Annotated in this window: 26 protein-coding genes; 25 read left to right on the top strand and 1 reads right to left on the bottom strand. The window is 42.6% G+C overall.

Annotation, left to right across the window (positions count from 1 at the left end; all coding sequences use genetic code 11):
* Nucleotides 1-50: 50 nt before the first annotated feature.
* The 13 genes from CKV62_RS05850 (at nt 51) to CKV62_RS05790 (ending at nt 14,138) form a co-directional block, all read left to right on the top strand.
* A complete protein-coding gene (locus tag CKV62_RS05850; protein ID WP_095066128.1) occupies nt 51-1,535 on the top strand; it encodes a UDP-N-acetylmuramoyl-L-alanyl-D-glutamate--2,6-diaminopimelate ligase in 1,485 nt (494 codons plus the stop codon).
* A gap of 1 nt (nt 1,536) precedes the next feature.
* A complete protein-coding gene (locus tag CKV62_RS05845) occupies nt 1,537-2,895 on the top strand; it encodes a UDP-N-acetylmuramoyl-tripeptide--D-alanyl-D-alanine ligase (RefSeq protein WP_095066127.1) in 1,359 nt (452 codons plus the stop codon).
* Between the two features lie 60 nt (nt 2,896-2,955).
* Nucleotides 2,956-3,942 carry a phospho-N-acetylmuramoyl-pentapeptide-transferase gene (gene mraY / locus CKV62_RS05840; RefSeq protein ID WP_095066126.1) on the top strand — a complete coding sequence of 329 codons (987 nt, stop codon included), beginning with the start codon at nt 2,956-2,958 and terminating at the stop codon, nt 3,940-3,942.
* A 166-nt stretch (nt 3,943-4,108) separates the two neighbouring features.
* Nucleotides 4,109-5,479, top strand: coding sequence for a UDP-N-acetylmuramoyl-L-alanine--D-glutamate ligase (gene murD, locus CKV62_RS05835; RefSeq protein WP_095066125.1), 1,371 nt, complete (start codon nt 4,109-4,111; stop codon nt 5,477-5,479).
* Nucleotides 5,479-6,588, top strand: a complete 1,110-nt coding sequence (gene murG, locus CKV62_RS05830; protein WP_095066124.1) for an undecaprenyldiphospho-muramoylpentapeptide beta-N-acetylglucosaminyltransferase — start codon at nt 5,479-5,481, stop codon at nt 6,586-6,588. Before murD ends, murG begins: the two co-directional genes overlap by 1 nt.
* A 14-nt stretch (nt 6,589-6,602) precedes the next feature.
* Nucleotides 6,603-7,982, top strand: a complete 1,380-nt coding sequence (gene murC, locus CKV62_RS05825; protein ID WP_095066123.1) for a UDP-N-acetylmuramate--L-alanine ligase — start codon at nt 6,603-6,605, stop codon at nt 7,980-7,982.
* Entirely contained in the window at nt 7,982-8,914 is a 933-nt protein-coding gene (locus tag CKV62_RS05820; protein ID WP_095066122.1) for a D-alanine--D-alanine ligase family protein, read from the top strand. Before murC ends, CKV62_RS05820 begins: the two co-directional genes overlap by 1 nt.
* A 28-nt stretch (nt 8,915-8,942) precedes the next feature.
* Nucleotides 8,943-9,854 carry a cell division protein FtsQ/DivIB gene (locus CKV62_RS05815; RefSeq protein WP_095066121.1) on the top strand — a complete coding sequence of 304 codons (912 nt, stop codon included), beginning with the start codon at nt 8,943-8,945 and terminating at the stop codon, nt 9,852-9,854.
* A complete protein-coding gene (locus CKV62_RS05810; RefSeq protein WP_095066120.1) occupies nt 9,855-10,550 on the top strand; it encodes a DUF881 domain-containing protein in 696 nt (231 codons plus the stop codon).
* Nucleotides 10,547-10,891, top strand: a complete 345-nt coding sequence (locus CKV62_RS05805) for a small basic family protein (RefSeq protein WP_095066119.1) — start codon at nt 10,547-10,549, stop codon at nt 10,889-10,891. The genes CKV62_RS05810 and CKV62_RS05805 overlap by 4 nt, the downstream gene beginning before the upstream one ends.
* 143 nt (nt 10,892-11,034) lie before the next feature.
* A complete protein-coding gene (ftsZ, locus tag CKV62_RS05800) occupies nt 11,035-12,075 on the top strand; it encodes a cell division protein FtsZ (RefSeq protein ID WP_095066118.1) in 1,041 nt (346 codons plus the stop codon).
* Nucleotides 12,076-12,161: 86 nt separating this feature from the next.
* Nucleotides 12,162-12,734: an outer membrane beta-barrel protein gene (locus tag CKV62_RS05795; RefSeq protein ID WP_095066117.1), complete on the top strand. Its 573-nt coding sequence runs from the start codon at nt 12,162-12,164 to the stop codon at nt 12,732-12,734.
* A gap of 156 nt (nt 12,735-12,890) precedes the next feature.
* Nucleotides 12,891-14,138 carry a pyridoxal phosphate-dependent aminotransferase gene (locus CKV62_RS05790; RefSeq protein ID WP_095066116.1) on the top strand — a complete coding sequence of 416 codons (1,248 nt, stop codon included), beginning with the start codon at nt 12,891-12,893 and terminating at the stop codon, nt 14,136-14,138.
* A 182-nt stretch (nt 14,139-14,320) separates the two neighbouring features.
* Here CKV62_RS05790 and CKV62_RS05785 read toward each other — a convergent pair whose 3' ends face one another.
* Nucleotides 14,321-14,590, bottom strand: a complete 270-nt coding sequence (locus CKV62_RS05785) for a DUF896 domain-containing protein (RefSeq protein ID WP_095066115.1) — start codon at nt 14,588-14,590, stop codon at nt 14,321-14,323.
* Nucleotides 14,591-14,806: 216 nt separating this feature from the next.
* Between CKV62_RS05785 and nth the strand changes: the two genes are divergently transcribed.
* The 12 genes from nth to upp all read left to right on the top strand — a co-directional run bounded on the left by nth (nt 14,807) and on the right by upp (nt 24,697).
* A complete protein-coding gene (nth, locus tag CKV62_RS05780) occupies nt 14,807-15,442 on the top strand; it encodes an endonuclease III (RefSeq protein WP_095066114.1) in 636 nt (211 codons plus the stop codon).
* 1 nt (nt 15,443) lies between these two features.
* The gene (locus CKV62_RS05775; RefSeq protein ID WP_095066113.1) at nt 15,444-16,883 is read left to right on the top strand and encodes a hypothetical protein; all 1,440 of its coding nucleotides are present in this window, start codon (nt 15,444-15,446) and stop codon (nt 16,881-16,883) included.
* Nucleotides 16,884-16,994: 111 nt separating this feature from the next.
* Nucleotides 16,995-17,264 (top strand): YdbC family protein, encoded by a 270-nt coding sequence (locus CKV62_RS05770; protein ID WP_038115399.1) that lies wholly within the window; start codon nt 16,995-16,997, stop codon nt 17,262-17,264.
* 84 nt (nt 17,265-17,348) lie between these two features.
* A complete protein-coding gene (gene rpmE / locus CKV62_RS05765) occupies nt 17,349-17,546 on the top strand; it encodes a 50S ribosomal protein L31 (RefSeq protein WP_004696185.1) in 198 nt (65 codons plus the stop codon).
* A gap of 57 nt (nt 17,547-17,603) precedes the next feature.
* Nucleotides 17,604-18,509 carry a DUF1385 domain-containing protein gene (locus CKV62_RS05760; protein ID WP_095066112.1) on the top strand — a complete coding sequence of 302 codons (906 nt, stop codon included), beginning with the start codon at nt 17,604-17,606 and terminating at the stop codon, nt 18,507-18,509.
* Nucleotides 18,510-18,511: 2 nt separating this feature from the next.
* Entirely contained in the window at nt 18,512-19,594 is a 1,083-nt protein-coding gene (gene prfA, locus CKV62_RS05755) for a peptide chain release factor 1 (RefSeq protein WP_095066111.1), read from the top strand.
* Entirely contained in the window at nt 19,587-20,456 is an 870-nt protein-coding gene (gene prmC, locus CKV62_RS05750; RefSeq protein WP_095066110.1) for a peptide chain release factor N(5)-glutamine methyltransferase, read from the top strand. The genes prfA and prmC overlap by 8 nt, the downstream gene beginning before the upstream one ends.
* 1 nt (nt 20,457) lies before the next feature.
* Nucleotides 20,458-21,489, top strand: coding sequence for an L-threonylcarbamoyladenylate synthase (locus CKV62_RS05745; protein ID WP_095066109.1), 1,032 nt, complete (start codon nt 20,458-20,460; stop codon nt 21,487-21,489).
* A 121-nt stretch (nt 21,490-21,610) separates the two neighbouring features.
* Complete coding sequence (locus CKV62_RS05740) at nt 21,611-22,057, top strand: low molecular weight protein arginine phosphatase (RefSeq protein WP_095066108.1); 447 nt, start codon at nt 21,611-21,613, stop codon at nt 22,055-22,057.
* Nucleotides 22,058-22,068: 11 nt separating this feature from the next.
* Nucleotides 22,069-22,506 carry a ribose 5-phosphate isomerase B gene (rpiB, locus tag CKV62_RS05735; RefSeq protein WP_095066107.1) on the top strand — a complete coding sequence of 146 codons (438 nt, stop codon included), beginning with the start codon at nt 22,069-22,071 and terminating at the stop codon, nt 22,504-22,506.
* Between the two features lie 45 nt (nt 22,507-22,551).
* On the top strand, nt 22,552-23,784 hold the full coding sequence (locus CKV62_RS05730; protein ID WP_095066106.1) for a serine hydroxymethyltransferase: 1,233 nt from the start codon (nt 22,552-22,554) through the stop codon (nt 23,782-23,784).
* Between the two features lie 286 nt (nt 23,785-24,070).
* Entirely contained in the window at nt 24,071-24,697 is a 627-nt protein-coding gene (gene upp / locus CKV62_RS05725) for a uracil phosphoribosyltransferase (RefSeq protein ID WP_038115384.1), read from the top strand.
* Nucleotides 24,698-24,834: the final 137 nt, after the last annotated feature.

The following is a 24,834-nucleotide window of genomic DNA, read 5'->3' as shown; positions in this document are numbered from 1 at the left end:
CAAAGCAGCTCATACGGGCTGCTTTCCTTTGCGTGTAAAGGAGAGTATAAATGAAACGATTACAAGATATATTAACGACATTACCGACGGCTCATGTAGCGGGTAACACATCTGTAACTATCAATGATATTACGGCTGATTCTCGTGCCGTAAAAGAAGGCAGTCTGTTTATCGCTCTTGATGGGGCCACTGTTGATGGACATAACTATATAGATAAAGCCGTTGCAGCGGGTGCGGTAGCCGTTCTTGTATCAAAATCCGTTTCGGTGAGTGATGATATATGTGTTATTACCGTTGATGATACGCGACAGGCAATGATGGCTTGTGTACCGTATTTTTTTGATTATCCTGCTGATTCGATGCGTATGATCGGCGTTACCGGTACCAACGGTAAAACAACGACGACGCATATGATTCGTCATATTTTGAAAACTCAAGGCTACAAGGTTGGTGTTATCGGTACCGTACATATCATGATTGGTGACACATCGTATCCGATTCATAATACGACACCTGATGTGGTTGATTTACAGCATATTTTACATCAAATGGTCACGGAAGGGGTTACGCATTGTGTGATGGAGGTTTCCTCGCACGCATTGGCTCTCGGACGTGTAGCCGGCGTTGAATTTGATACAGCGATATTTACTAATTTAACGCAGGATCATTTGGACTTTCACAAAACATTTGAAAATTATCTGGCAGCAAAATGCAAATTGTTTGAGCAGGTTAGTGAAAGTAATCAGAAGAAATGCGGTAAAGGTGCCGTTATCAATATCGACGACACATACGGTCATCGCGTAATAGAAAAAACCAAGGCTCCCACAATTACCTATAGTATTGACGGGAAAGGCACATTAAATGCTCATGATGTGGAAATGACACCGAAATCGAGTCGCTATAAGGTGTCTTATGATGGATGTGAATTTACGGTGGCTATGAATACGACCGGTTTATTTAATGTATATAATACATTGGCGGCTATGGGTGCATGTGTATTGGAAGGTATTTCCATGGATGACATTGATAAGGCCCTTAAAACATTCAGCGCCGTTCCTGGGCGCTTTGAACTCATCGAGGAAGGACAACCGTTTGCGGTTGTGGTGGATTATGCACATACACCGGATGGTTTAGAAAACATCTTGCAAACCGCAAAGGCGATTCAGGAGAATCGCATCATCGTCGTATTTGGTTGCGGTGGTGACCGGGATGCTACAAAGCGTCCTATTATGGGTCGTATTGCAGCACAATACGGTGATGTAGTATATGTGACATCCGATAATCCGCGCACCGAAGATCCTGTACAGATTGTGAAGGATGTGGAGGTAGGCGTTAAAGAAGGCCTTCATGAAGGTGCTCATTATGAAGTCATCGTTGATCGTAGAGAGGCGATTCAGCATGCTATTCGCAGTGCAAAACCGGGTGATATTGTATTAATCGCTGGTAAAGGTCATGAAGATTATCAAATTCTAAAGAATAAGACGATTCATTTTGATGATCGTGAAGAAGCGCGAGCCGCTCTTAAGGAGATCTAATATGGCAAAGTTTACATTGTCTCAAGTTCTGGAAGCAACAGGCGGGACGAGTACACATACAAAAACGATTACATTTTCAGATGTATCTACGGATACGCGTACCATTGAAGCGGGCTTTTTATTTGTCGCTTTGAAGGGCGATACTTTTGACGGCCATGATTTTATCGGTACCGCTATTGAAAAGGGCGCTACCGGTGCTGTTGTGGAAAAAGGCCGTACTGTTGACGGTATCATCTGTATTGAAGTGGATAATACATTGACTGCATATCAACAGTTAGCTCGATATCATCGTCGCCGATTCGATATCCCTGTCGTGGCGATTACGGGATCCTCCGGTAAGACCACGACAAAGGAAATGGTGGCTGCTGTTTTAGGTACGGAATTTAATGTATTGAAAACAGAAAAAAACTTTAACAATGAAATCGGTTTGCCTAAAACATTGTTGCGTTTGACCGCGGAACATGAAACCTGTGTCGTTGAAATGGGTATGCGCGGACTCGGTCAGATTGAAGAGCTGGCACTCATTGCGGAGCCTACCATGGGGATTATTACCAATGTCGGTACGAGTCACATTGAACTGTTAGGTTCTCGCGAGGCCATCGCCGAAGCCAAGAGTGAATTAATTCGCTGTCTGCCTGAAGACAGCATAGCCGTTCTCAATGAAGATGACCCGTATGTAAAAGCGATGGATTCATTGGCTAAGGGGAAGACGATTACCTACGGTATTGAAAGCAATGCTACCTGCATCGGCAGTCATCTGCAATATAAAAAGGATGGCATCAAGTTCACCTGCAAGTGTTATGATGAAGTGTTCGATATTTTCCTTCCTATGATTGGTGTACATAATGTTTATGATGCATTGGCGGCTATTGTGGCCGGTCGCGCATTGGGGATTAAATCCAGTACGATTCGTAAAGGATTAGGCGAATTTCCGGGCACACCGATGCGTCAGGAAATCGTATCGTTTCCGGATATTGTCATCTTGAATGATGCGTATAATGCAAACCCTTCATCTATGACTGAAGCTATTAAGGCTTTGGGACAGTTGGAAGGTAAGCGCAAGGTTGCCATGCTCGGTGATATGTTGGAATTGGGTGATTTCACGGAGGAAGAACATCGCAATATCGGAAAACTGCTAGCTGAAGAGGGCTACAGCGTTGTATTTACCTTTGGTGACGCAGCGGCTTTTATTGCGAAAGAGGCGAAAAAAGAGGGATTGATTACCTATCGTTGCAAGAGCCATTTAGAAATGGCCAATTTATATGAAGATATTCGAGAAAAAGGGGATGTGATCCTCGTAAAGGGCTCTCGCGGACTTCGCATGGAACGTGTTGTTGAGGAATTAAAAGAACGGAAATAATAAATAACGGCTAGCCGAGTCTAGCCGTATTATCCTTTTATTAATAAGTAGGGGATGTATATGATTTACGATATTTTACTGGCATTTATAATAACCTTTGTAATTACCGTTATACTCGGTAAAATTGCTATTCCTATGCTGCGTTCGTTACATGCGCAGCAAAGTATCCGTGAAGAAGGTCCGGAAAGTCATCAGGCAAAGGCCGGTACTCCTACGATGGGCGGTGCCTTCATGATGGTCTCTCTCGTTATCGGTGTGGCTATTTTTGCGCCGTGGAACGTGGGAACAGGAATGCTCTTGTTTTTAACGTTGGGACATGCTTTGCTCGGCTTCTTTGATGATTTTGTGAAAGCTGTAAAAAAACGTAATCTCGGTTTGACGGCTAAACAAAAACTATTGGGTCAATTCGTATTAGCAGCCGTATTCTGCTATTGCATTACGGAGATTATGGTAGTGCCCACTACCTTGTGGATTCCTGTGGCTGACCTTCACATCCAAATGGATTGGGCTTATTATGTATTGGCGTTCATCATTATTATCGGAGCTACCAATGCGGTAAATTTGACGGATGGTCTTGACGGTTTGGCCAGCGGGACTTCCGCGGTTGCGGCGATTGCATTTTCTGTTATCGGTCTTATCGTGACGTCTACGACTAACTCTATGGCTGCTGAAAGTGTGGCTTATTTTGGTGCCATAGTAGCTGCCGTTTGCCTTGGCTTTCTCGTATATAATGTGAATCCTGCCAAGGTATTTATGGGGGATACCGGTTCTTTAGCTCTAGGTGGAGCATTTGCGGCTATGGCGATTTTAACTAAAACAGAATTGCTGCTTATTATTATCGGCGGTATTTTTGTAATGGAAGCGTTATCCGTTATTATTCAGGTTATTTCTTTCAAAACACGCGGTGTGCGAGTGTTCAAGATGAGTCCTATACATCATCATTTTGAATTATCTGGCTGGCCTGAACAAACCGTGGTAAACAGATTCTGGTTCGGAGGGGCACTCCTTGCGGTTATCGGTGTAGCATTGGCGACTGTTACATTATAATCATTGTTATATGTGTTTAGGTTAGCTTTCAGAATGTGCGGACGGATCTATAATATTCATGATAAATTTATAGCTATTTATAAGGGAAATACTTAACGGAAGCGATAAATAATGGTATGCTTATAAGATAAGAGTATTATATTTGTTATTAATTTGGGTGATATAGATGGAATATGGAGATAAACAGATACTTGTGCTCGGTGCCGGCGCCAGCGGTATAGGCGCTTCCTGGGTACTGGCTCGGCTAGGTGCTCATGTGGTATTGAATGATTATAAGCCGGTTGCACTGCCGCGACATGATGAAGAGCGTTTGGTTGCTGCCGGTGTCATTATTATTACGGGGCATCAAGATGAATCTCTCCTCGACGGAGTGGATGTTATCGTTATATCTCCGGGAATTTCCTTGGACATTCCCATTGTGAAAGCGGCGAAAAAGCGTCACATCGATGTGGTAAGCGAGGTTGAAGTCGCTTATGAAGTTTCCAAATCACCTATTGTAGCTGTAACAGGTACGAACGGTAAGACGACGACCACTACATTATTGACGAAGGTGCTTGAGAAAACGGGGCAACCCGTAAAGGTGGGCGGAAATATCGGTGACTCTCTCAGTGAAGTGGCCTACTCTATGCCGGCTGGCGGTTATTTGGTGGCGGAATTATCCAGTTATCAATTGGAAACAGTTAAGCACTTCAGACCGTTAGGAGCTATTGTGCTCAACATTACACCGGATCATTTGGCTCGTCATAAGACGATGGAAAAATACATCGCCGCAAAGGAGCGCATTTTTGAAAATCAAATCAGTTCCGATTTTCTCGTGCTGAATGTAGATGATCCCGTTGTAGCTGATATGGCTGAACGAGCATCGAGTCATATTCTTGAAATCAGCCAACAAAAGCCTGTTAGAAATGGCGCGTATTACGCTGATGGCCGTTGTTACGTTGTATCGGATGGTACCCCGGTGGCGGTAATAGGTACAGAGGATATCCATATTCCCGGGAGCCATAATATTGAAAACATTTTGGCCGTTATCGCTTTAACATATGCGTTGGGTATGTCTGCAGATAGTATTTGTGGTGTTGTCAGCAATTTTCATGGCGTGGAGCATCGCCTGGAACGCGTGAAAACCATTTCCGGCGTGACTTTTTATAATGACTCAAAAGCGACCAATGTAGATTCTGTTGTGAAGGCGTTAGAATCTTTTGATCAACCTGTGATCTTACTGGCCGGTGGTCATGATAAAATGACACCGTTAGAGGATTTTATGGAGCTCGTTAAGAAGCGGACAAAGTCCGTTATTTTCATGGGGGCAGCGGCGGAACGTTTTGAAGCGGCCGCTAAAGATGCCGGTGTGGAGCATATTTATCGTGCAGATTCCATGAAAGATGCGGTACGTCAGGCCTATGGATTGGCGGGTGACGGCGATATCGTGTTACTATCACCGGCGTGTGCCAGTTTTGATTGGTATAGCTGTTTTGAAGAGCGTGGAGACGATTTTAAAAGGTGTGTTCAGATGTTGGAAGAGGGAGGACACCATTAATGAAACGCATCATTATTTCAGGTGGTGGAACCGGCGGACATATATATCCGGCGATTACTATATATAAGGAGATTATGAAACAATGTCCTGATGCACAGGTTTTATACGTGGGGACTGAAAAAGGTTTGGAAGCGACGTTGGTACCTAAAGAAGGTATTGAGTTCACCACGTTGCCGGTGCAGGGCTTGCAGAGACGTTTATCCTTAGGTACGCTTGTGACCTTGGGAAAAACCGTATTATCTCTGGTGAGGGCACATTGTATTATTTCCAGATTTAAACCGGATGTGGTGATCGGTACCGGCGGTTATGTATGCGGTCCTATTTTGATGGCCGCAGCATTGCGTAAGATTCCTACTCTTATTCAGGAACAGAATGTCATTGCAGGGATTACCAATAAAATATTAAGTCGTTTTGTGGATGTCGTAGCGATGGGATATAAAGATGCGGGGCTATCATTTGCACAAGCTAAACGCATCGTCTATACGGGAAATCCCGTGAGACCGGATGTATTGGTGGATACCAGAGAAGACGGACGAAAGCATTTTGGTTTAGATGATGATACGTTTACCGTTCTTATCGCCGGCGGTTCCCGTGGTGCTCGTACCATTAATAATGCCATGATAGATGTGCATAAACATTTTAGCGGGCAAGAAGGTATCAAGCTGATTCATATTACGGGTGATGGTGAGTATCAATCCGTTTTATCTCAACTGGGGATTACGGACGGAAACGGTTTGGGTGAATCTTCACTGATTTTGCCGTATTTACATGATATGCCGAAGGCATTGGCCGCTGCTGATCTAGCGGTATTTCGGGCCGGTGCTATCGGATTGGCGGAACTCGCCGTACGAGGGATTCCTTCCGTACTAGTGCCGTATCCGTATGCGGCGGAAGATCATCAGACATATAATGCGCGCATTTTTGTCCAAGAAGGGGCTGCTCATATGATCGTGGATAAAATGTTGCGTTCTCATGATTTGATTGGGGAAATTGAAATGTTTATGGCCAATCGAGATTTGTTGGTACAAATGGGGAAACGAGCTTTGCAGTTGGGAAAACCGAATGCAGCTCATGATATTGCGAAGTTGGCATTGTCGATTGCTAAGTGATAAGGAGAGGTTTTATGTTAGACGGTATTCACAAGATTCACCTCATCGGTATCGGTGGATCTGGTATGCGTGCTATAGCGAATATTTTGATTCAAAAGGGCTTTGACGTATCCGGTTCGGATGTGGCGGAGTCCGCAGTTATTACAAAGTTTAGAAATATGGGTGCTACCGTTCATATCGGTCATGATAAATCATATGTTAACGGTGCGGATGCGGTGGTTCGCTCTACTGCTATTCGTGAGGATAACCCGGAAATCGTGGCGGCCAAGGAACAGGACATTCCTGTTTTGCATCGTTCCGATATTGTAAAAGCCGTACTGGATGTTACCGACGGTATTGCTGTGGCCGGTGCTCACGGCAAAACATCGACTACGTCCATGATCGGTCAAGTCCTGGTAGAGTCTGGTGCTGATCCTACGGTTATTATCGGCGGTGAGGTAGATTACCTTAAAGGCAGCAGTTGTTTAGGTAAAGGGCGTTTTTCCGTCGTTGAGGCGGATGAAAGCGACGGTTCATTCCTGAAATTGCGCCCTCATACCGTTGTGATTACCAATATTGAGGATGATCACATGGATCATTACAAGACAATGGATAATCTGCTTAAAGCATTTTGTGAATTTGTAGAAACGTTACCTACTGACGGCACAGCTGTCGTGTGTGGGGATAATGAAAATATTCGCTATGTCATGATTCAGGTGAAACGCAATTTTATCACTTACGGTTTTGATGAATCCAACGATTATGTGGCTAAGAATATCCATTATGTAGATTCCTCCTTGGTGTACGATGTATATCATAAGGGTATTAATATCAGTCGTATCAGCTTGCGCGTGCCGGGAGAACATAATGTATTGAATTCATTGGCGGCCTTTATTGTAGCCCATGAATGTTGCGGGGTAGAGAATCGATTTATTACAAAAGGTCTGGCAAAATTTATCGGTGCAAAACGACGTTTTGAAACGAAAGGTCATGTTGCCGGCGTATGGGTTGTCGATGATTATGCTCATCATCCGACAGAAATTAAAGCGACCTTAAAAGCGGCAAAGGAGCTTGAAAAACATCGTGTTATCTGTGTGTTTCAACCTCATCGATATTCTCGTACAAGCTTGTTGAAAGATGAATTTGCCACAGCTTTTACAAGTGCTGATGAAATCTATATGACAGATATTTACAGCTCCGGTGAAGACCCGATTGATGGCATCGACGGACGCACCATTCCTGATGCCGTTGAGACTGCTACGCATAAGGTTGTACATTATGTACCGTCCGTTGACGATATGCCGGCCGTGTTGGCGAAGATTGTACGACCTAATGATTTGGTCATCACCATGGGTGCCGGCTCCATTAACCAATATGGACCGAAGTTATTAGCGCTATTGGAAGAAGGTTTATGATGAAAGATAAACAAATAATCGTATTGATGGGCGGACCTTCAAAGGAAGCGGATGTGTCCAGACGTACAGGTGCCGCTATTGCAGAGGCTCTTGTTAGTAAAGGATATAAAGCTAAAACATTGGAATTGAACCCGCGTACATTGTTACAAGACATTGAGTCATTAGGCGGTGAAATCGTATTTAATGCGATTCATGGTCGTTACGGTGAGGATGGAGCTTTACAGGGGTTATTGGAAATGGCTGAAATCCCGTATACCGGATCCGGCATTATGGCTCATGCGGTGGGGATGAATAAAAAAGTCAGCAAGGATGTATTTAAAGGGGCCGGTATTCCGACCGCGGCTTTCGAATCGTATAATGGTAATATTGAGTCAGATAAAGCCATTATTCAACATATTCGTGAGACTTTCACCATCCCCGTAGTAGTAAAATCTGCAACGCAAGGTTCAAGTATCGGTGTTACCATTGTTCGTGATGAAACTCAGTTGGCGGATGCCGTAACGGAAGCCCTTAAGTATGACCCAATTCTCGTGGTAGAACAGTTCCTGGACGGACGTGAATTTACCGTTTCCATCCTGGATGGTCAAGCTTTACCGGTCATTGAAATTCGTCCGCATTCCGGTGAATATGATTATGAAAGTAAGTATACGGCCGGCGCTACAGATTATCTCGTACCTGCACCGATCAGCGATGATATGACGGCTGCGATGCAGAGTATTGGGGAACGAGTATATCGGGAAGTACAAGGAAGCGGTGCCATCCGTGTTGATATCATGACGGATCATGATGATAATTTGTATGTTTTGGAATACAATACGATACCGGGAATGACGGCGACATCCCTGGTACCAAAAGCGGCTAAAGAAATGGGAATGGATTTTCCCACATTATGTGAAAAGATTCTGCTAACGGCCGGTTTGGGGAAATTTTAAGAGTTGAATAGAATGTAAGGAGTTTTTTATGGATGATAATCATAAACATCCATCCAACTCTGGGGAGATGTATTCTGCTGCACCCGCTCGTGATGAACGGGCTGTATTTAGAAAACGAGTGTTAAAAATCGGTGGTGTACTTATTCTCGTGTTGGTGGCACTGTTTACGCTACCTATTCCTTTCGGATCATTAAAAATTATCGGATCCGATAAGGTGACCGTACAAGATGTGATGGTGGCCGGGGATATTCGTGAACCCGTCAATATTTTACAGATCAGTACGGAAAAATTGAAATCCCGTTTATCTAAGGACCTCCGTGTCGAGGAGGCACAAGTGAGTTACGAGTTGCCTTTAACCATGGTTGTTCGCATTGTAGAACGGAAGGCTGTGGCCGTCATACCGGCTCAGTTTGGATACTTGACATTAGATGCGAAGGGGCAGGTCATCGCTTCGGAAAGTGCTATCGAAGATACATCGGTACCTATGATTTCCGGTGTGAAGGCGGGAAATATATTACTCGGTGATACCGTGGTGGATCAACCGATTTTATCGGCTATAGAATATCTTAATGCGCTTGATGAAAGCACATTTAAAAATATTGCGGAAATTAATATCGGTGACCCTGAATCCATCATGGCCTATACGGTATCCGGTATACAGATTCGCATAGGTGATGGCAAGGATTTGGCGAAAAAAGCGGAACTTACACAGTCGATGCTACAGGACATTAAAAAGACGAACGGTAATGTTCAATACATTGATGTAAATATTTCGTCGCCGTATATCAAAACCGATGTTATGCCTGAGGGAAAATCATATCATAACGGGGCAACTACCAAGGATGCTTTATCTACTAAGAAAGATGATATAAAGAAAGACGATACAAAAACAGACGATGCAAAGAAAGATAATCAAGGTCATGTTGAAGATAAAAGGTAGATGATTTCCGTGAGACACGAACGTTGGGCAATTGCCATAGTCAGTTTTATACTGGGCTTTATGGTGGTGAGCCAATATAAAATGACTCAAGATAATATTGAAGAAAATATTCGATTGCAACGTGCCGGTGATTTGGCGGTACAGTTGAAAGAAGCACAACAAGAGCGGGACGCCCTGTTAAAACACATTGAAACTTTAAAGAAATCCGGTGTCGGCGGTGATGCTAAAGCGGATGAACAGCTGATGATGAAAGCGGCGTTGACGAATGTGAAGGGTCCCGGAGTGAGCGTGTTGATCGAGGATAGTTCAAAGCCTATTCAAGGTGGCGAAAATCCAAATCTGTACGTTATTCATGATGAAGATATTTTGCGTATCGTCAATGAGTTGCGTGCGGGTGGAGCGGAAGCCATCGCCATTAATGATCAACGACTCATCGGGACCTCTGAAATTCGCTGCTCCGGACCTACTATTACCGTAAACGGCAAAGTATTCGGTGCCCCTTTTGTGGTTAAGGCCATCGGAGATCCTAAAACATTAAATTCCGCATTGACTATGCGCGGAGGCGTGGTGGACTCTTTGAAACATTGGGGGATTAAGGTCACCATTAAACAAGAGGATTCTGTGGCTGTACCTGCTTTTACAGGTACATTTAGGGAAGAACATATGACGCCCAATGAGTTAGGAGGTAAAGAATGAATATTTACATCTTTGCCATTCTCGGCTTATTATTAGGTTCGCTTTTGGGATGGATAGCACCGTTACACATTCCGTCGAGCTATGCGAACTATACATCGGTAGCGGTTCTTGCGGCGCTCGATGCCGTATTTGGAGGCAGTCGTGCCGCATTAGAAAGAACATTTGATTTGAGAAATTTTATATCGGGGTTCTTTTCCAATGTAGTCATAGCCGTTATCTTGGTGTATATCGGCGATCTCATAGGAATCAATCTGTACTATGTGGCGCTCATCGGATTTGGGCTGCGCGTTTTCATTAATATTGGCGCTATTCGTAAGAATATAATGACAAAACGTTTTTAACTTAATCCATCTCTATGTAGTAGTGGAAAGTTTTTAAATTATAGTGTAAAATAAATGTAATTGTTATAATTTAATCAGTATATTCATCAATAAACTTGGAATTTATATTGATACAATAAATAACGATAAGAGGAGGAAGTTCAATGTCTGATTTTGCAAATATTAAAGTTATCGGTGTAGGTGGCGGCGGTAATAATGCTGTTAATCGCATGGTAGATAGCGATCTTAAAGGTGTACAGTTCTTGTCCGCTAACACAGAAAGCCAGGTGCTTGAATTATCTAAAGCGGATGTGACAATTCAAATTGGTGAAAAAGTAACTAAAGGTCTAGGTGCCGGTGCAAATCCTCAAATTGGTGAGGAAGCTGCACAGGAAAGCCGTGAAGATATCATTAAAGCGCTTGAAGGTGCCGATATGGTATTCGTAACTGCCGGCATGGGCGGTGGTACAGGGACCGGTGCTGCACCGATCGTTGCTGAATGTGCTAAAGAAATCGGTGCATTGACAGTAGGCGTCGTTACTAAGCCGTTCGCTTTTGAAGGTAAACGCCGTCGTGCACAAGCGGAAAAAGGCATTGAATTCTTGACTCAAAAAGTAGATACTATTATCGTTATTCCTAATGATAAATTGTTGCAAGTTGTAGATAAAAAATGTTCCTTAAGCGATGCATTCCGTACAGCTGATGATGTACTTCGCCAAGGTATCAAGGGAATTTCCGACTTGATTCAAGTTCCGGGCTTGATCAATCTTGACTTTGCCGATGTAAAAACTATTATGACCGAACAAGGGGAAGCATTGATGGGTATCGGTGTTGGTGAAGGTGAAAACCGTGCTGCCGATGCTGCGAAAATGGCAATTAACAGCCCGTTGTTGGAAACATCTATCGATGGTGCAAAGGGCATTTTGCTCAATATCTCGGGTAGTGCTAATTTGAGCTTGTTTGAAATCAATGAAGCTGCCGAAATTATTTCTGAAGCGGCGGATCCTGATGCAAATATTATCTTCGGTTCCGTTATCGATGAAAGCTTGGGCGATACAGTTCAAATTACTGTTGTGGCAACCGGTTTTAATTCAAATACTAAGAATGTACCTGAATTCGGTAAAACAACGACTACATCACGTCCGGCATCCAGTACAAATACTAACAGCGGAATTCCGGATATTCCTGTATTCATGAAACGCTAATTTTACGGGTGTATACTATATAACATCTGTTATAACTAACGGTAACTTAGTAAGACACACGGTAAGTGTGTGTATAGGAGGTACGTATGAAAAAATTAGTATTATTAACTCTAGCGGCAACTGTCGTAACAGGCAGTGCATTTGCATCAGCTGTTCCTGTAACTAAAATTAGTGATGGATCTACTAAGGTTCAAGCTGATTATGCGTTCAAACAACATGTGTCTAAAGGTGGCGGCAATAGCAATGATGGCTTTGGCATATCCTTACAACATGATTTGAGCGATAAAACTGCATTGCAATATTCTTATGATAAACTCAATGCTAAAAATGGTGACATTAAAGATCATCAATTGGCTTTAGTTTATAAAGTACATCCAAATATTAATCTATATGGTGCGGGTACCGCTATTCGTACTCATGACACCGAGTTTGGTGTTCAAGCCGGTGTTATCGGTCATGTACCTTTGACTAATAAGGTTAACGGTTTTGCAAAAGCCGGTTGGGGTAATGACATTAAGCAAACTTATCAGGTCGGCGCACAATATGAAGTTCGTCCTGATATCGACTTGAATGTATACTATGGCTATGATAAATATAGCGTAGACAGCAATGATAAAACTGCAAAAGGCTTGCATGCAGGTGTAGGCTACTCCTTCTAAAGGATATGAGACCACTCGAAAGGGTGGTCTTTTTATATGCTATCATTCTAATATGTTTATGTATACAATATATTAGTTTAATACACATTGTATAAATACAAAACATTAGGTATGATAAGAATATATGAATACTTTTTAGATAGGATGGTGTAGGCGATGACAAGTGTTGCAGCAAAACATGCAAAAGGGAAAAAACTTAAAGATGTAATCTTTGTAACCGCTGGACAGGCACAGGCAGACGTTAAGGAAAACGGTCGTGAAAATGTCATTAATGGTACATTGGGGGCAATCTATGATGAAGAGGGAAAACTCGTATTTCTCAAGACTGTTAAAGAAGAATATTTAAGTTTGCCCGATTCGGAATATATAGGATATGCACCTATTGCCGGTATTCCAGAATTTTTGGCAGCTGCTGAAAAAGAATGCTTTAGTGACTTCAGACCGGATGGTTATATTCGCAGTATTGCTACTACCGGTGGTACCGGCGGCATCCATCATTTAGTTCATAATTATACTGAACCCGGTGATGAAGTGTTGACTGCCGATTGGTACTGGGGTGCATATCGTGCGATTTGCAGTGACAACGGTCGCACTCTTGTAACGTATTCACTATTTGACGAGCATAATAACTTTAATCACGAAGCCTTCCAAAATCGTGTTAAAGAATTAGCCGCAAAACAAACTAACGTGGTTATTATATTCAATACACCGGGAAATAATCCGACAGGATATTCTATTGAGGATAAGGACTGGGATTCCATTATTAACTTCTTGAAGGAACTCGTCGTTATCGGTCGAAATAATATTATTATGGGCATCGATGTGGCATATCTTGATTACTCCGGTGAGAAGGAGTCGGTACGTGCCTTCTTCAGTAAATTCAGTCATTTGCCTAAAGAAATTCTTACTTGTGTTTGTTACAGTTTGTCTAAAGGTTTTACCATGTATGGACAACGTGTCGGTGCTATGATCGGTATTTCTGTAGACGAAGAAATTGCAGATGAATTTTTCGAAATCAATAAATCTACAAGTCGTGCTACATGGTCCAATATCTGTCGTCCTGCGATGCGTACGATGGCTAATATTGTGGCTGATCCTGCAAAATTCAAGGCTTATGAGGATGAACGGAACTGCTACTATCAGCTGATTCGTGACAGAGCGGATATCTTTAAACAGGAGGCTGCACAAGTAGGCCTTCCAATGTTACCTTATCGTGGCGGTTTCTTTATTACCATACCTACTGATTCCGGAACAGCTATCTGCGAAGAACTAAAAAAAGAACATGTTTATGTTATTGCCTTAGCAAATGGCATTCGCATAGCAGCTTGCGGAATTCCTAAATTCCAGATGACAGGCTTGGCGGAAAAAATTTATAATGCTATGAAACGCCTTGGTAAATTATGACCATAAGTTTTGCTTATTTTAAAAACTCCTCAACATATTTGTTGGGGATTTTTTTGGATGTGTATAATTAATATAGAAAAAGCGTAAACTCTAAAATGAGTTGCACCCTAAAATTTGGACAGAAATTTGGGGTGCACTTCAAAATGGAATTTACGCTTTTGGCTTATATAGGATGGACATAATCAGTGAATATCCTTATTTTCTTTAATTGCGCTATCAGCACGTTTCGCAAAGTCATCTAAGGCTTGTTTTGGAACTGTTCGCTCACCGGTCTCAGGGTCTACAAATTGAACGCGGTCTAAAGTGCTTGTGACCTGTCCTCGGATAAATGCGAGATATGTATCATAGAGTATCTTTTTTTCGGCTAATTCTTCAGGTGTTAATTCCTGACCGGCTTTTTTCTTTGCCGCTAATTCATTTATGCGTTTAATCGTATCGTTAATATTGCTCATGGCAGACCTCCAATAATATTTATAGTATTGTGTGTTATTGCTATTTGTATATAACCGTATAGATTAGGATGAAATTATATAATGTATGCATTATTTATATTATTCTATCTTATATTAGAATCGCATGATTCATTATAACATAGATGTAAATGAATACGTATGGTAAGATATACAGTGAACGCATTCACACTTTCACAAGTGAGAAAGGAGAGTTTTATGCGCGTTACAAAAGCAATTAAGGCGGAGCAATTAAAATTACTTGAAGAACATTATTTTGATGCAAAACCTGCCCTTACATATACAAATGAATTTGAATTACTGGTGGCTGTGGTATTATCCGCACAGTGTACGGATGAACGGGTTAATATCGTGACGAAACGATTGTTTCCTGAGTTAAATCATCCTGCAAAGATGCTGGAAATCGGAGTGGCCAAGTTGGAGGCATTGATTAAGGATTGCGGCCTGTATAAGTCCAAGGCTAAAAACTTGATTGCCACGTGCCATATACTGGTAGAACAATATCATGGAGAGGTACCGCGTGAATTTGATCAACTTGTACAGTTGCCGGGGGTCGGACGCAAGACCGCCAATGTGGTAGTTTCCGTCTTGTTCGGTACGCCGGCTATCGCTGTGGATACACACGTGTTCCGTGTAAGTAATCGTTTGAAATTAGGTATTGCCAAGACGCCGGAAGAGATGGAATTGAAATTGCAGAAGGCTATTCCAAAGGAGAAATGGGCGGCGGCTCACCATTGGCTGATTTATCATGGGCGCCGTGTCTGCAAAGCCCGTAAGCCGTTATGTGAAACATGTTTCTTACAACATCTTTGCCCATCAGCAGGAAAGGTTTAAAATGAAAGCAAATAATGAACAAATGATAACCCTCTGTGCCGAGTACGGCCTTGATGGGATTGATATCGTCAATGAATTGATGCGTTTTAAGGTGCTGGATCAACTGATTTCAGGAAATGCCAGCTCGCGTGAGTGGGGTGTCACAGCGGAGGATTTATATGCATTGGCGGAAAAGTCCACCGTTGAATCTTTCGGACCGGTTCCCTATGATGTAGAAACGTTTCAGGCCCTTTATGGTCCGTCCTTTACGGTGGAATTATTTGATTTCATCAGTGATACGGGCATTCTTGAAGGACTGGATGTAGGGGCAATATGGGAAACGCCGGTTCGTGAAAGTATAGAGGCTCATAGCAGAACGGGTGAACTCGTATTGTATGCATATGTAGAGGAATATGCCGGTATGGTGGAGGAAATTCTACAATCCTATGAGGACAAAAAGGTTGTTCTCTATACTGCATCCCCTGTATGCTACAGTATTTTATCTCGTCTGTATCCTATGGCTCAAATTATTGACCGTTGGCCTCATCGCAGTTACTTTGATCATATCTTTACCGGAACTGTCGGAATGTTTCAGTCCTCCGAGGATATTGTGGAAGAGGTGGCTAATGGCTTACATAATCTAGTGCCTGAAGGGACCGCTCAATTATTTTTACCTGCTACGATGGTTCAGAATCAGCTGGGATTGAATAATATGGCACTACAATTCTTCTTGAATCAGAAACGCGTGGAATCGATTCGCGAGTGGACTCCGCTAGGGGCTTATGAAATCGTCTACGGAAAAGAGGAGGTCAGGAAGATGCGCGTAGGTCTGCGTGAACGCGTAGGTGATGAGTGGAAGGCGATTAATTATATCCCGTTACCGCATGGTGTATTTGCTCAACTACCTGTATTTACGGTGCTAAATTACGGGTTATCCTTGCGCTCTATTTTGTTGCCCGGCGGTCAGACCGATGTGGCTTTAGGACAGGACGGTATTTATTGTCTTGATAGTCGCGTATCGGAATTGGGACGTGCTGCACTCCGTGAAAGTGGTGCATATTACTTAACATTCAAGCGTCATAGTGATTATGTAGAGGTAGGTATGACTACGGATGCACCAGAGGATGGCGTTTACTGGATGTTCCCTGATGAAGAGTTGGTTTACATGTGGTATACGTACTTTTCCAGTACGATCGGACAAACTTTAGTACAGGAAACTTCTATGCTCGTACAAACGGAAGAATCTTTCGGTTATATGCTCAGCAGCATACGTCGCCGTGTGCTTGATGTAAACGACGAATCTACATTGGTCGACTCCGTAAAAAGTGCAGATGAAGCGTATGTATCTGCCGTTGAAGGCGCAAATACCGAGTGGCAGCACACGATGGATGACTTGGGCAGTCGCGTGATGCCGCCCACAACATCCATTGATATAGAGGATTACAGTGATTACAAAAAATAATTGTCAATCCTATATAATTAGTTTAAAATATACCGTATCTTAAAAGATATAAATCTATCTCGTATGACAGGGATAATACATATTACACAGATGTGTAAGAAAGGAGGACTCATGGCAGTTATTAATTTTGAAATTTTCAAAGTTATCGGTACATTGTCCGAAGATAAAGATGGTTGGAAAAAACAATTAACCTGTACAAGTTGGGGAAAATATAATCCTAAATTCGATCTTCGTGCTTGGGACAGCGAATATACGAGCATGAAAAAAGGGATTACTCTTTCTCTTGAGGAAATCATCGCATTGCGTGATATTCTCAATGAAAGTGATTTGGAATCTATCCTTGCGGAATCTATCGAAGAGAAGCAAGCATCTAAGGAATAGTGCACCGCAGTCAACTTGCATTTGACTATATGTCGTGCTATAATCTATAAGAATAATATTGATTGCTGGAAAGAGGTGTATAGAATGAAACAAGGTATTCATCCAGACTATAAAGAAGCTACAGTAACTTGCGGTTGTGGCAACACATTCAAAACTGGCTCTGTAAAAGAAGACCTTCGTGTAGACGTTTGCTCCAAATGCCATCCGTTCTTCACGGGGCAACAACGCGCAGCACAAGCTCGTGGTCGTATTGAACAATTTAACAAACGTTACGGCAAATAATTTGTTTTGTAATGTAGCATGTATTGGCAGGGCTGTTGGCTCTGCCTATATTTGTTTATGAGAGGAGCTCTTGTGAACAGAGAACGTATTAAAAAGTTTGTCGGAGGACAAGCTGTTATTGAAGGTGTCATGATGCGCGGACCCGGCTATACGGCAACGGCTGTACGTGAGCCGTCCGGTTCTATTGTGGTGCAAAAAGAAGTAACCACATCCATCAGTGATAAATATCCGATCTTGAAAAAACCATTTCTTCGCGGTTGTATAGCTCTTTATGAATCGTTAGTTATCGGTATGAAAGCATTATCTTTTTCCGCTAAGGCTGCCGGTGATGAAGATGAAGAAATGTCAAATAGTGAAATTGCTATCACTATGGTGATCTCTACGATTTTCGCGATTGCCGTATTTTTAGCTTTGCCTACGTTTATCGTGAAATTCATTCCCGGTGTACAGGAGAATCATATCATTTTGAATCTCATTGAAGGTATTATCCGGTTAGCGCTATTCTTATTATATATATGGGGTATCGGATTGACGAAAGATATCCAACGGGTCTTTCAGTATCATGGGGCAGAACATAAGACGATTCATACTTATGAATTGGATTTGCCTTTGACGGTAGAGAATGTTCGAAATCAAACGCGTTTACATCCGCGCTGTGGTACGAACTTTTTGCTCATCGTCATGGTCGTGAGTATATTTGTATTTGCCTTTTTAGGATGGCCTAATCTGGCGGAACGCATTGTCAGTCGAGTATTACTCATGCCTGTTGTCGCAGGTATTGCATACGAGCTCATTCGATTGGCAGGGCGTAGTGATAATTCCGTTGTGAAAGCTATGGTCAAACCCGGACTTGCATTACAGTATATGACGACCCGTGAACCGGAGGATGATCAGATTGAAGTGGCAATACGCGCTTTGGAAGAGGTACGCCCTCCTGAGTCTAAAGCTTATGAAGAGGAATAAATATGTTAGTTGATAAATTACAAGTTATTGAAGATAAGTTTATGGATCTGGAGCAGCGCATCAGTGATCCTGAAGTGATTGCCCGTCAAGATGAATGGCGTAAATTAACACGTCAGCATTCTCAATTATTTGAAACAGTTGAAACATTCCGTGCTTACAAAAAAGTATTAGCCGGCATTGATGAAGCTATGGAAGTTATCGAAGATAAATCCATGGATGAAGAGTTCCGTGAAATGGCACAAGAGGAATTGAAAGAGCTGAAACCTCAAAAAGAGGAACTGGAAGCTAAATTGCAGATTCTGTTGTTGCCTAAAGATCCTAATGATGAAAAAAACATCATTATAGAAATTCGCGGCGGCGCCGGCGGTGATGAGGCGGCATTATTTGCAGGTGACTTGTTCCGTATGTACACGAAATATGCGGAAAGCCAAGGTTGGCGCTGTGAGATTATCGATGCAAATGAACCGGAATTGGGCGGTTTCAAAGAGGTCATTTTTTCCGTTGATGGAGATAGCGTCTATTCCAAGATGAAATTCGAATCCGGTGTACATCGCGTACAACGTGTACCGACTACGGAAACACAAGGTCGCGTACATACATCTACAGTAACGGTAGCCGTATTGCCTGAAATGGAAGATGTAGATATTGAAGTTAACGAAAGAGATCTTAAAATCGATACATATCGTGCCAGTGGAGCCGGCGGTCAGCACATTAATAAAACGGAGTCTGCCGTTCGCATTACGCACTTGCCGACAGGTATCGTCGTAGCTTGTCAGGACCAACGGTCTCAGCTACAGAACCGAGAAAAGGCGATGCGTGTATTGCGTGCAAAATTACAGGATAAGGCGGAACAAGAGGCAACGGCCAGTATGGCAGCGGACCGCAAGAGTCAAGTCGGTACAGGTGATCGCAGTGAACGTATCCGCACCTATAATTATCCGCAAGGTCGCGTAACGGATCATCGTATCAATTTGACATTGTATAAATTGGATGCCATTTTAAACGGTGATCTCGATGAGCTTATTCAGGCATTAAATGCGGCGGATCAGGCGGCAAAGATGCAGGAGGCTAATACAAATGCATAAGGAGATTTGGACAATCGGTCGTATTCTCCAGTGGACAGAGCAGTACTTTCAAAGCAAGGAGATGGATTCACCTCGACTTGATGGGGAAGTACTGCTTTCTCATGTGTTGGGCAAAGACCGAATTTATCTATATACCCATTATGATCAACCTCTAAATCAGGAAGAGCTCGATGCGTTTCGACCGCTTGTTCAGCAGCGTGCAAAAGGATACAGCGTGGCTTCCATTACAGGTGAAAAGGATTTTATGGGCCTTACATTTGCCGTGAATGATAAGGTACTCATTCCTCGTCCCGATACGGAAACGTTGGTGGAATATATATTGAATACATATCCTAAAAATTCAAGTTTACGCATTCTCGACGTATGTACAGGCCCGGGAACTATCTTGTTGAGCCTGTTACACTATTTGCCCTCTTCATCCGGTGTAGGCGTCGATATCTCCGCTGATGCATTGTCATTAGCGAAGAAAAATGCAGAATCTTTCGGGCAGGAAAATCGCATCAGATTTATGGAGTCCGATATGTTTAGTGCTTTAGCTGGCGGGCAGGAACAATTTGATCTCATCGTATCAAATCCTCCGTATATTAGAACGGGGGATGCAAAGACGTTAACACAAGATGTGCTTAACGAGCCTCATATAGCGCTCTTTGGCGGTGCAGACGGACTTGACTTCTATCGTATTCTCGCTGAGGGGTGTTCAGATTATCTTAAGACTAAGGGTCGCATTGCTTTTGAAGTGGGCTATGATCAGGCCGATGCGGTGGAGAATTTGTTACAGGATACAAATCATTATTCAAATATTCAGTTTTTAGCCGATCTGGGCGGGCATAATCGCGTGGTGACGGCTATATGTGAGGGTTAATATGGATACAAGAATCATCTCTAATCCATCAGAGGCAGATTTAGATCTGCTGGCTGAAACATTGCGAAGCGGTGAATTGGTGGCGATACCGACAGAGACGGTCTATGGCTTAGGGGCGAACGGTCTGGATGCCGAGGCTATGGATAAAATCTATGCCGCCAAGGGTCGGCCCTCTGATAATCCTTTAATCTTGCATGTGCCTGATGGTGAAAGTATACGTCCATTAGTGAAAGATATATCTGTAACGGCACAAGCTCTGATTGATGCGTTCTGGCCCGGTCCATTGACAATTACATTGCCGAAATCCGATCTTGTACCGGATCGTGCTACGGGAGGCTTATCGCGTGTGGCCTTACGTTGTCCGGATCATTATTTATGTCGTGATTTGTTAAAGCGTGCCGGAGTACCTGTTGCGGCGCCCAGTGCAAATATTTCGGGACGTCCCAGTCCTACGACGGCGCAGGATGTATATCATGATATGAACGGTCGCATCCCTTATATATTAGATGCGGGGCCCTGTACAATCGGTGTAGAATCGACAGTTGTTGAAGTACATGATGATAAAGTTATCATTTTACGTCCTGGCGGTATTACCAAATCGATGTTGGAAGATGTGTTACCTACTGTCGTATATGATACGGCTTTAATCAGTGAATCGACAAAACCAAAAGCACCGGGTATGAAGTATACTCATTACGCTCCCGATGCTTCGATGTATGTCGTCGTAGGAAAACCATCAGATGTGGCAGAGGCTTTCAAAGAACTTTCAAAAGGTTGCAGGGGCCCTATCGGCTGTTTGGTGAGCCATGAAACGCATGTTCTCATTGGAATGGATGAGCGTTTTCAATGCCACTGTTTTGGTCAGCATGGGGATGCATTGGCCTTGGGACATGACTTTTACAAAAGCCTATTACAATTTAATGAAAATCATGTTACCCTAATCTTGGCGGAAGGCGTAGAACCGCACGGTTTTGGCGTAGCAGTCATGAACCGTATGGAGAAGGCTTCGAGCCATCATGTCATTTATAAATGATCATATTTTACTGTTAATTTTATAAAAATGTCCACTGTTAATAGAAAAATGTATTTACATATTGGATGAATTTGCTATAATGTATAAATAGCCACATAAGTGGCTGAGTAAGGATGTTATTATGAATATTTTATTTGTATGCACCGGTAATACATGCCGCAGTCCTATGGCAGAAGGCATTACGAGGGCTTTAGCAGCTGAGCAGGGGAAAGATGTTACGACGTTGTCGGCTGGTCTATTTGCCGCTTATGGTGCAAAACCGACGGATGAAGCGGTCGTTGCCATTCGCTCCATTGCGGATATTTCAGGCCATGAATCGCGTCCGTTGACGATGGAACTAGTGAATGCGGCGGATCTTATTATCGGTATGACACAGGATCACAAATCCGTTTTGCTCCGTCAATTCCCTTTTGAGGAAAAAAAGATTAAAACCATTTCCGAATGGGGCGGTCAGGACGGTGACGTATCAGATCCTTATGGAGCTGATCAAACCGTGTATAATCAATGTGCGGAACAAATTTATCACTTGGTGAAGGAAGGCCTTAAAACGGTGCCTGAGAAAGCATAGGAGATGAAGATATGAAAGTTGCTGTCGGCTGTGATCACGGTGGATTACATTTAAAAGAAGAGATTAAAGAGTTATTATCTGATTTAGGTCATGACGTGGAAGATTTCGGTACATATACATCGGAATCTTGTGATTATCCGGATATTGCCGTACCGGTAGCTAACGCCGTCGTATCCGGTGAAATGGACCGTGGTATTCTGATCTGCGGTACCGGCATCGGTATCGGTATTGCGGCTAATAAGATGAAGGGTGTACGTGCAGCTCTTTGTCATGATTCTTTTTCCGCAAAATATAGTCGTGCCCATAATGATGCGAATATCCTGACTATGGGGGAACGCGTTATCGGTCCCGGTCTCGCAAAGGACATCGTTACTATTTGGATGGCAACGGATTTTGAAGGCGGTCGTCATGAACGCCGTGTGGAAAAGATTAAAGCCTTAGAGAAGTAATACATCGTTACCTTATACGCATATATTTACATGAGGAGGATACTTATGAGTTTCTTAGAAAAACAAGACCCTAATATTCAAGCCGTTATCAATCAGGAGTTGGCGCGTCAACGTGACAAATTGGAAATGATTGCCTCTGAAAACTTCGTTTCTCAAGCAGTAATGGAAGCTCAAGGTAGTGTATTGACAAACAAGTATGCGGAAGGCTATCCCGGTAAACGCTATTATGGCGGTTGTGAAAACGTTGATGTCATCGAAACATTGGCGATTGAACGGGCAAAACGTCTTTTCGGTGCGGAGCATGCTAATGTACAGCCTCATTCCGGTTCCCAAGCTAATTTCGGTGTGTATTTTGCACTATTACAACCGGGAGACACTATTGTGGGTATGAATTTGTCCCATGGCGGTCATTTAACTCATGGTTCTCCGGTTAATGTGTCCGGTACATACTTCAATGTAGTTCCTTATGGTGTAGATGCAGAAACGCAACAAATCGATTATGATGAGTTCCGCAAGATTGTCTTGGAAGCAAAACCTAAATTGATTATTGCCGGTGGTAGTGCTTACAGCCGTCAAATCGATTTCAAAAAAATGGCTGATGTGGCACATGAAGTAGATGCGATTTTCATGGTGGATATGGCTCACTTCGCAGGTCTTGTTGCAGCCGGTTTACATCCGAATCCTGTAGAGTATGCTGATATTGTAACGACAACAACTCATAAAACATTACGCGGTCCTCGTGGCGGGATGATTCTTTGCAAAGAGAAATATGCAAAAGCAATCGATAAAGCAATTTTCCCCGGTATTCAAGGTGGACCTTTAATGCATGTAATCGCTGCAAAAGCCGTTGCTCTCGGTGAAGCTTTACAACCTGAGTTCAAGGTATATGCACAACAGGTCATCGATAATGCGAAGGCGTTGGCTGCGGCACTACAAGACAAAGGATTAACTATTGTATCCGGCGGTACAGATACACATGTGATGCTCGTTGATGTTCGCAATACAGGTCTTACCGGTAAAGAAGCGGAACATTTACTTGATGAAGTAGGGATTACATGTAATAAAAATACTATCCCGTTTGATCCGGCCAGTCCATTTGTAACAAGCGGTATTCGTTTAGGTACACCGGCGCTTACAACTCGCGGCCTGCAAGTGAAAGACATGGAAGAAATCGCTGATATTATTGCAACAGTGCTTAAAAATCCTGAAGATAAAGCTGTTCACGAAGCGGCAAGTAAACGAGTTGCTGCACTTTGTGGGGCATATCCGTTATACTAATCTTTCGTTATATAAATTTGTATAAATTGTAATTAAGATATAATTCATATGAATATTTTTAAAGGGGATGTGCTTAGGCATGTCCTCTTTTATTATGAATATAATCCTGGTATCGGCCCGGTTGATATAATATTTTTATATCCTATTAAACGCATTACGATGTATCTCTTTTTATATGATACATATTATTTATATGGCATGATTTATCAATCTATGGTAGAGTAGGTATGATAGTTTAATGCTACCTTTAGAGAACTGAGTATATTGTTTTTATAGGAGGACCGTCATGAAAGTTAATGTTATGACACATCCGTTGATTCAACACAAAGTTACATTGATGCGTGATGAACAAACAGGTTCTAAGGATTTTAGAGAATTACTTGATGAAATCACTTTGCTAATGGGGTATGAAATTACCCGTACTTTACCGCTTGAAGATGTGGAGGTGCAAACACCGTTAACTAAAATGATTGGTAAACGTATTGCAGGTAAAAAGTTGGGTATCATTCCTATCTTACGTGCCGGTCTTGGTATGGTAAGCGGTATGTTAAGCTTGATTCCTACGGCTAAAGTAGGGCATATAGGCTTATATCGCGATCCTGAAACATTAAAACCTGTAGAGTATTATTGTAAATTGCCGACCGATATAGGCGAACGTGATTTTATCGTTACAGATCCTATGTTGGCAACAGGTGGTAGCGCTGCTGCTGCGATTACCTTATTGAAAGAAAAAGGGGCAAAGAATATTAAACTCATGTGCCTGGTAGCCGCACCTGAAGGGGTTGAAGTTGTAAATAGGGAACATCCTGATGTACCTATTTATGTAGCCGCACTCGATGAAAAACTTAATGATCATGGATATATCCTGCCGGGATTAGGCGATGCCGGCGATCGCATCTTCGGTACAAAATAAAATCTGATTAAACTGTTCAGTAGAGAAAACTACTTAGCTGTTTAGTTATAGCTTACTGTATCTTGATTATCATAGCTTACAGTCTTTGAAACATAAAACGATAGAACTCATCAGTAATTGCTGCTTTAGTTATTACC

This window comes from Veillonella rodentium (genome assembly GCF_900187285.1).
GTDB classification, from domain to species: domain Bacteria; phylum Bacillota; class Negativicutes; order Veillonellales; family Veillonellaceae; genus Veillonella; species Veillonella rodentium.
The sequence above is the reverse complement of the archived record's forward strand: the minus strand, read 5'-3'. Positions and strand labels throughout refer to the sequence as shown.

Bases quoted from the DNA above. Each gene is read 5' to 3' on its own strand.
- CKV62_RS05850 (WP_095066128.1), top strand. From the start codon at position 51: ATGAAACGATTACAAGATATATTAACGACATTACCGACGGCTCATGTA.
- CKV62_RS05845 (WP_095066127.1), top strand. From the start codon at position 1,537: ATGGCAAAGTTTACATTGTCTCAAGTTCTGGAAGCAACAGGCGGGACG.
- mraY (WP_095066126.1), top strand. From the start codon at position 2,956: ATGATTTACGATATTTTACTGGCATTTATAATAACCTTTGTAATTACC.
- murD (WP_095066125.1), top strand. From the start codon at position 4,109: ATGGAATATGGAGATAAACAGATACTTGTGCTCGGTGCCGGCGCCAGC.
- murG (WP_095066124.1), top strand. From the start codon at position 5,479: ATGAAACGCATCATTATTTCAGGTGGTGGAACCGGCGGACATATATAT.
- murC (WP_095066123.1), top strand. From the start codon at position 6,603: ATGTTAGACGGTATTCACAAGATTCACCTCATCGGTATCGGTGGATCT.
- CKV62_RS05820 (WP_095066122.1), top strand. From the start codon at position 7,982: ATGAAAGATAAACAAATAATCGTATTGATGGGCGGACCTTCAAAGGAA.
- CKV62_RS05815 (WP_095066121.1), top strand. From the start codon at position 8,943: ATGGATGATAATCATAAACATCCATCCAACTCTGGGGAGATGTATTCT.
- CKV62_RS05810 (WP_095066120.1), top strand. From the start codon at position 9,855: ATGATTTCCGTGAGACACGAACGTTGGGCAATTGCCATAGTCAGTTTT.
- CKV62_RS05805 (WP_095066119.1), top strand. From the start codon at position 10,547: ATGAATATTTACATCTTTGCCATTCTCGGCTTATTATTAGGTTCGCTT.
- ftsZ (WP_095066118.1), top strand. From the start codon at position 11,035: ATGTCTGATTTTGCAAATATTAAAGTTATCGGTGTAGGTGGCGGCGGT.
- CKV62_RS05795 (WP_095066117.1), top strand. From the start codon at position 12,162: ATGAAAAAATTAGTATTATTAACTCTAGCGGCAACTGTCGTAACAGGC.
- CKV62_RS05790 (WP_095066116.1), top strand. From the start codon at position 12,891: ATGACAAGTGTTGCAGCAAAACATGCAAAAGGGAAAAAACTTAAAGAT.
- CKV62_RS05785 (WP_095066115.1), bottom strand. From the start codon at position 14,590: ATGAGCAATATTAACGATACGATTAAACGCATAAATGAATTAGCGGCA.
- nth (WP_095066114.1), top strand. From the start codon at position 14,807: ATGCGCGTTACAAAAGCAATTAAGGCGGAGCAATTAAAATTACTTGAA.
- CKV62_RS05775 (WP_095066113.1), top strand. From the start codon at position 15,444: ATGAAAGCAAATAATGAACAAATGATAACCCTCTGTGCCGAGTACGGC.
- CKV62_RS05770 (WP_038115399.1), top strand. From the start codon at position 16,995: ATGGCAGTTATTAATTTTGAAATTTTCAAAGTTATCGGTACATTGTCC.
- rpmE (WP_004696185.1), top strand. From the start codon at position 17,349: ATGAAACAAGGTATTCATCCAGACTATAAAGAAGCTACAGTAACTTGC.
- CKV62_RS05760 (WP_095066112.1), top strand. From the start codon at position 17,604: ATGAGAGGAGCTCTTGTGAACAGAGAACGTATTAAAAAGTTTGTCGGA.
- prfA (WP_095066111.1), top strand. From the start codon at position 18,512: ATGTTAGTTGATAAATTACAAGTTATTGAAGATAAGTTTATGGATCTG.
- prmC (WP_095066110.1), top strand. From the start codon at position 19,587: ATGCATAAGGAGATTTGGACAATCGGTCGTATTCTCCAGTGGACAGAG.
- CKV62_RS05745 (WP_095066109.1), top strand. From the start codon at position 20,458: ATGGATACAAGAATCATCTCTAATCCATCAGAGGCAGATTTAGATCTG.
- CKV62_RS05740 (WP_095066108.1), top strand. From the start codon at position 21,611: ATGAATATTTTATTTGTATGCACCGGTAATACATGCCGCAGTCCTATG.
- rpiB (WP_095066107.1), top strand. From the start codon at position 22,069: ATGAAAGTTGCTGTCGGCTGTGATCACGGTGGATTACATTTAAAAGAA.
- CKV62_RS05730 (WP_095066106.1), top strand. From the start codon at position 22,552: ATGAGTTTCTTAGAAAAACAAGACCCTAATATTCAAGCCGTTATCAAT.
- upp (WP_038115384.1), top strand. From the start codon at position 24,071: ATGAAAGTTAATGTTATGACACATCCGTTGATTCAACACAAAGTTACA.